This window comes from Arthrobacter sp. TB 23, assembly GCF_000294595.1.
Taxonomy (GTDB): Bacteria; Actinomycetota; Actinomycetes; order Actinomycetales; family Micrococcaceae; genus Arthrobacter_D.
Genome location: NZ_ALPM01000122.1, coordinates 12,446 through 18,638 on the forward strand (window position 1 = coordinate 12,446; position 6,193 = coordinate 18,638).

3 protein-coding genes and 2 pseudogenes (2 of these 5 cut by a window edge) are annotated in these 6,193 nt (G+C 68.2%); 3 read left to right on the top strand and 2 right to left on the bottom strand.

The annotated features are described in order from the left end of the window. The 3 genes and pseudogenes from nirB to B384_RS0116185 all read left to right on the top strand — a co-directional run. Window positions 1-2,192: pseudogene (gene nirB, locus B384_RS19350) on the top strand (nitrite reductase large subunit NirB) (it extends 477 nt beyond the left edge of the window). Window positions 2,193-2,433: 241 nt separating this feature from the next. Then, the gene (cobA, locus tag B384_RS19355) at window positions 2,434-3,252 is read left to right on the top strand and encodes a uroporphyrinogen-III C-methyltransferase (protein WP_019484141.1); all 819 of its coding nucleotides are present in this window, start codon (window positions 2,434-2,436) and stop codon (window positions 3,250-3,252) included. 14 nt (window positions 3,253-3,266) lie between these two features. After that, window positions 3,267-4,370 carry a uroporphyrinogen-III synthase gene (locus tag B384_RS0116185; RefSeq protein WP_083850981.1) on the top strand — a complete coding sequence of 368 codons (1,104 nt, stop codon included), beginning with the start codon at window positions 3,267-3,269 and terminating at the stop codon, window positions 4,368-4,370. Here the strand turns inward: B384_RS0116185 and B384_RS0116190 are convergent. Both B384_RS0116190 and B384_RS19360 read right to left on the bottom strand, forming a co-directional pair. Beyond that, window positions 4,367-5,890, bottom strand: a complete 1,524-nt coding sequence (locus B384_RS0116190; RefSeq protein WP_019484143.1) for an FAD-dependent oxidoreductase — start codon at window positions 5,888-5,890, stop codon at window positions 4,367-4,369. The two genes, B384_RS0116185 and B384_RS0116190, sit on opposite strands and share 4 nt — an antisense overlap. Beyond that, window positions 5,887-6,193, bottom strand: a pseudogene (locus B384_RS19360) (molybdopterin oxidoreductase family protein); it runs 1,843 nt beyond the window's last position. The gene B384_RS0116190 and the pseudogene B384_RS19360 overlap by 4 nt, the downstream one beginning before the upstream one ends.

Below are 6,193 nucleotides of genomic sequence, written 5' to 3' on the forward strand. Positions count from 1 at the left end.
ATCTCGGGAGGGCGCCGCGCGCCGTCGTCATTGGCGGCGGCCTTCTCGGCCTTGAAGCTGCGGGAGGCCTTCAGCAACTCGGCGCTGAGTCGACCGTCGTCAACAGGGCGGGGTGGCTGATGAACGCGCAACTCGATCAGGGCGGGGGCCAGGCGCTCGGTCGCCTCATCGCGGGAAAGGGGTTGGGGATCAACTGCGGTGGCGCGCCGACCGGCATCACCACCGACGACGGCCGCGTCACCGGCGTGACCCTGAGCGACGGCACCGCCCTCCCCGCCGATCTCGTGGTTTTCTCGGTCGGCATCCGGCCCCGTGATGAGCTTGCTCGGGAGGCCGGCCTCGACGTGGCACCCCGCGGCGGAATCGTCATCAGCGACGCCTGCAAGACGGCCCGGCCTGGAGTCTGGGCGATCGGTGAGGTGGCGAGCTACGAGGGGGTCAGCATGGGGCTGGTCGCGCCAGCGAACGCGATGGCCGAGGTCTGCGCGGACGGCATCCTGGGCGGGCTGTCCACCTTCCCCGGTTTCGACACCGCCACCAAGCTGAAGCTCTCCGGCGTCGAGGTCGCGAGTTTCGGGGACGCGCTCGCGGAGTCGGAAGGCAGCCTCGAAATTGTTTACGCCGACCCCGCCCGGGGTCTCTACCAGAAGCTCGTGGTCACCGACGATGCCCGGACCCTGCTCGGCGGCATCTTTGTAGGGGACGCGGCACCCTACTCGGCGCTTCGGCCGCTGCTTGGCCGCGAACTCCCCGCCGAGCCGGGCGCCTATCTTTCCTCGGCCGGCACGGGCGACGCCCCACCGTCGGAGCTGCCCGACGACGTCGTCCTCTGCTCCTGCAACAACATCACCGCAGGGACGTGCCGCTCAGCGGTGCACGGTCTGGACGCCAACGGTGAGGCGACCGACCCAGCGCTGGACATGCCCTCACTCAAAGCGTGTTCCCGTGCAGGAACCCAGTGCGGATCCTGCGTGCCAATGCTCAAAAAGCTGCTCGACGCCGAGCTCACCAAGGCGGGCCGTACCGTTTCGAAGGGCATCTGCGAACATTTCGCGATGTCGCGGCCCGAGCTGTTCGAAGCCATCCAGGCTCTTGATCTGGCGTCTTTCCAGGACATCATCCTCCGCTTTGGGGCGACCGACGAGGCGAAAACCGGGCACGGCTGCGACATCTGCAAACCGGCCATCGGTTCCATCCTCGCCACACAGCGCGGGGAGTACGTGCTCGACGGCGGCCGCGGCACCCTGCAGGATACCAACGACCGTGCACTCGCCAACATGCAGCGTAACGGCACCTACTCGGTGGTGCCGCGGATTCCCGGCGGAGAAATCACGCCGCAGAAGCTCGCCGTCATCGCGCAGGTCGCCGAGCAGTTCGGTCTGTACGTCAAGCTCACCGGCGCCCTGCGGATCGACCTGTTTGGGGCCCGGCTGGAGCAGCTACCGGAGATCTGGAAGATTCTCGTGGAGGCGGGGTTCGAGTCCGGGCAGGCCTACGGCAAGGCCCTGCGGAACGTGAAGTCCTGCGTCGGGTCCACCTGGTGCCGGTTCGGGGTGCAGGACTCGGTGGCCATGGCGATCAACCTCGAACTCCGGTACCGCGGGCTACGCGCGCCGCACAAGTTCAAGATGGGGGTCTCCGGGTGCGCCCGCGAGTGCGCCGAAGCCCGCGGCAAGGACGTGGGTGTCATTGCGACCGACCAGGGGTGGAACCTCTACGTCGGCGGCAACGGCGGCTTCCAGCCCGCCCACGCCCAATTGCTCGCCCAGGACCTTGACGACGCAACGTTGATCCAGTACATCGACCGTTACCTCATGTACTATATTCGCACCGCGGACCGCATGCAGCGGACTGCCCGCTGGATGGACGATCTCGACGGCGGTCTCGAGCACGTGCGCGACGTCGTCATCAACGATTCCCTCGGCATCGCCGCCGACCTCGAAACCGCGATGGCCCGCCATGTGGAGCACTACGAAGACGAGTGGGCGGCGACGCTTAACAACCCTGACCGGCTCCGGCGTTTCAGGTCCTTCGTCAACGCGCCGGACGCCGCAGACCAGTCGATCGTCCTCGTCGAGGAGCGCGGCCAGCGGCGCCCGGCCACCCCGGCAGAGATTGAGGCCGGCGCAGGACGCGTCAGCCTCGGGGCGGAGATCCCCGTCCGCGCCGCAGCAGAAACCGTGGAGGGCTGAGCCGTGCATCTCGATATTGATCTGTCTGGACGCCGCGTGGTGGTCATCGGAAGTGAGCGGGCCGCCCGCCGGGCCCTCGCGCGGTACCGGTCCGCGGGTGCCGTCGTCGAGCGGTATCCCAATCCTGGCGACTGCACAGCACCCGTGCTCGAGGGTGTTGCACTCGTCGTTGTCGTGGAGGGGGNNGCCCGCAGCCGCGGCGCCCACCGCTGGCCCGAACCCGTGCGGCGATGCACTCCGGGTGCGGTGCCGCAGCGCTGGCGCGCTCCTCACCCGGGAGGCAGCACCGTCGGATACCGGCCATGTGACTTTGATCGGTGGTGGACCCGGCGCGTTGGGGCTGCTGACGCTCGACGCCGCGGCAGCCCTCCGGGAGGCCGACGTGGTGCTGTACGACCGGCTGGCTCCCGCCGAGGCCCTCGCCGAGTTTGCTCCGGCCGCGGAACTGCTCGACGTCGGGAAACTGCCAGGCCATCACCGGGTGCCGCAGACCGAGATCAACGACCTCCTCGTCAGTCGTGCCCGTGCGGGACGGCACGTGGTCCGGTTAAAGGGCGGCGACCCTTTCGTGTTTGGGCGCGGCAGCGAAGAGCTGGCGGCCTGCCTTGAGGCGCAGATCCTCTGCCGGGTGGTCCCCGGCGTGAGCTCGGCGATTTCGGTGCCCGCCGCCGCGGGCATCCCGGTCACACATCGCGGGGTCAGCCACCTGTTCACTGTGGTGTCCGGGCACGCTCCCTTGACTGATGAGGAACATGAGCATCTCGCGGGGCTGGGCGGCACGATTGTGGTCCTCATGGGGGTCTCGACGCTTCCGCAGCTGGTGGCCGGACTCGACCGGGCCGGAATGCGGCAGGACATGCCGGTAGCCGTCGTCGAACGCGGGTATAGCCCATCCCAGCGGACGACGGCGGGTACCCTCTCAACGATCGTCACGGCCGCTGGCGTCAGCCGGTGCCAGTCACCCGCAGTCCTTGTGATCGGTGAGGTGGTGCGTGTCGGACTCGAACTGCAGGGCGGCGCCGCGCACCTGGCGCACCTGACCGAATCCCTGGCATCGTGACCGGGGCGATCCGCATGGATGGAGCCAGCAAACAACTCGCGGGCTTCCGCATCGGGGTGACCTCCGACCGCCGCTCGGGTGACCTCATCGATGCCCTCGAACGACGCGGCGCTACGGTGTTCCATGCCCCGGCGCTGAAGATCGCTCCGATCGCTGAGGATTTGGCGTTACTGACGGACACCGCAGCCATGGTGGCCGCGCGCCCTGACCTGTTCATCATCACAACCGCCTACGGGATGCGCCGCTGGTTCGAGGCCGCGGACGCCGCCGGGCTGGGCGACGACCTCCTTGAGGTGCTGGGGGATGGCCGTATCTACGTCCGCGGGCCCAAAGCCAGGGGAGCGGTGCGCGCAGCGGGGCTGGATGACGAGGGCATCAGTTCCGATGAGACCACGGCGACCCTCGTCGACCAGTTGCTGGAGCAGGATCTCTCGGGACTGACCATTGGCGTTCAACTGCACGCGTATGCCGACGCCCATCAGCTGGACCGGCTGCAGGCCGCCGGCGCTACCCTGCTGACGGTCACGCCCTATCGCTGGGTTAAACCCGAGGGCTCCGAACGGTTGCCCCGCCTGATTGAGGCCATCTGCACCGGCCAGCTGGATTGTGTAACCTTCACCAGCGCGCCGGCCGTTGACGCCTTGTTCAGCACGGCCGCGGAGCAGGGCCTTCAGGCGGAACTGGTGCAGCGATTTCGCACCACCGTCCTGACTGCCGCCGTGGGACCGGTCACCGCGCAGCCGCTGATCGAGGCGGGAATTGAGCCGCTCGTGCCGGAACGCTTCCGGATGGGTGCACTGATCCGCCTGGTCTGCGACCACCTTTCGGAAAATTACGTGGAACAGCTGAGCACCTCGTCCGGGTGCGTCGAGGTGCGGGGCCGGGCCGTCCGGGTGGATGAGGTGGAGGTGGACCTCGCCCCGGCGCAACTCGTCCTCTTCAAGGCCCTCGTTTCCGCGCGAGGTGCTGTCCTCGGCCGTGACGCCCTGGTGGAACTCCTGGCCCGAACCGGCGCCAGCCACGCACTGGACATGAATGTGAACCGCCTGCGGAAATCCCTGCCCGATCCTGCCCTGATCGAAACAGTGGTCAAACGCGGGTACCGGTTACACATCTAGACCGCCACGGCGAAGTGCTGCTCGATCACGGCCTTGATGTCTTCGTGGCATCCGCCGCATCCCGTTCCCGCCCTGGTGCTGGCCGAGACATCGGGGACAGACGTGCAGCCGTTCACCACTGAATCCGCCACCGCGCCCCGGGTGACGCCCGCACAACGGCAGAGTGTCGCGTCGGGTCCGGAAGGAATCGCCGCCACAACTCCCTCGGCGCTGTCGAGCCGCAGCAGGCTGGAGCGGTCGGCCGGGAGCTCACTACCGCGTTCAAAAAGCAGGACCAGTTCCGCGCCGGTTCGTGGCATCCCCACGCAGACCAGACCCGTCAGGACACCGTCGCGGGTAACTATTTTCACGTAGCGTCCGTGCCCCGGGTCTGCCCAGACGGCCACGGCCAGCCCCGGCTGAACGGCCCAGGGATCCGCGTCCGTCTCGCCCGCCGTCACGGCGTCCACGCCGCGGGCCTTCAACACCAGGACGGCGTCGCGTCGCTCGGGAAGCCCGACAACGGAGGCTGGAACACCAGCGAATTCAGCAGCCCACGCCATGCCGAGGTAGTCCGCCTGCTGCCAGCCGGGACCGATCAACCCCTGTGGGGCGGTGTCCTCCGTGCAGGCGGGGCAGGAACTGTCCCGGCAGCGCACCTCGGCGCAATCCCCGATCGCCCAGATACCCTCCGCATTGACCGCGCGCAACGTGTGATCGACCAGCACGCCATCGGCGACGTCGAGGCCACACTCCTCGGCGAGTTCGGTCCGCGGCCGCACACCACACGCGAGGACCAGTCTGCCACCGTCGATCCTCGTCCCGTCCGCGAGGTCCAGGCCAGCGAATCGGCCGTCCGCGAGGTGTACCCCGGTCGAGGTGCCGGCGACGACGGCGATGCCTGCGTTACGCAGCGCCGCCGCGAGAACCAAAGCCCCTTCACCCAGAAGCCGTTCCATCGGGGAGCGGCCATGATGCACGAGGGTGACCCGGCCGCCCTCCTCGGCGGCGGCAATCGCCGCCTCGATGCCGAGGATACCGCCGCCCAGCACCACGATGCGTTCCCGGGAGGCCAGAGCGGTTGCCACGGCGCGGGCATCGTCGAGGTCGCGCAGGAAACCGACCCCTGCGGGTAACGCCTGTGATCCGCCGTCGTCCATGCCCTCGAGGCACGGCAGGATGGGCCGCGAACCGGTCGCGAAAACCAGCCGGTGATAGGTGATCACCTCTCCGTCGTCGAGCAGTACCTGCCGGGCGGGGCGGTCCACCTGAGCTACCCGGGTGTCGAGACGAACATCGACGCCCAGGGCCATCAACGCCGCCGGGTCGGCCAACCCGATGGCGGCCTCACGGCTACGGCCGACGGCCACATCGGCGACGAGCACCCGGTTGTAGGCGGCCTCCTTCTCCTGGCCGATGACCGTTACGGCGACCTTTCCAGCGGCGACGAGAGGCTCAAGATGTTCAACGAGCCGGGCCGCGACCGGGCCGAAACCCACGATGACAATCCGCTCCGGAGCGCCGGACTCAGGGTTACTCATGCGTTGACCTCCAGCTTGTCTGCCAATGACCGGGACGGGTGGGCGGACAGAGCCGCTACTCGTACCGGGGTTGTCTTGAACTCCGGCATGCCGGAGATGGGGTCGGTCGCGCTGCCCGTGAGTCGGTTCGCGCTGCCTGCCTCCGCGTAGTGGAACGCGAGGAACACTGTGTCCTGCCGGATGTCGGCCGTCAGATCGGCCAGAGCGTGGGCTTCGCCGTTCTCACTCGTGACGACCACACGATCATCCTGGGCAATACCGAGGCCATCAGCCGTGACGGGATGAAGTTGCAGCCGCGGCTCG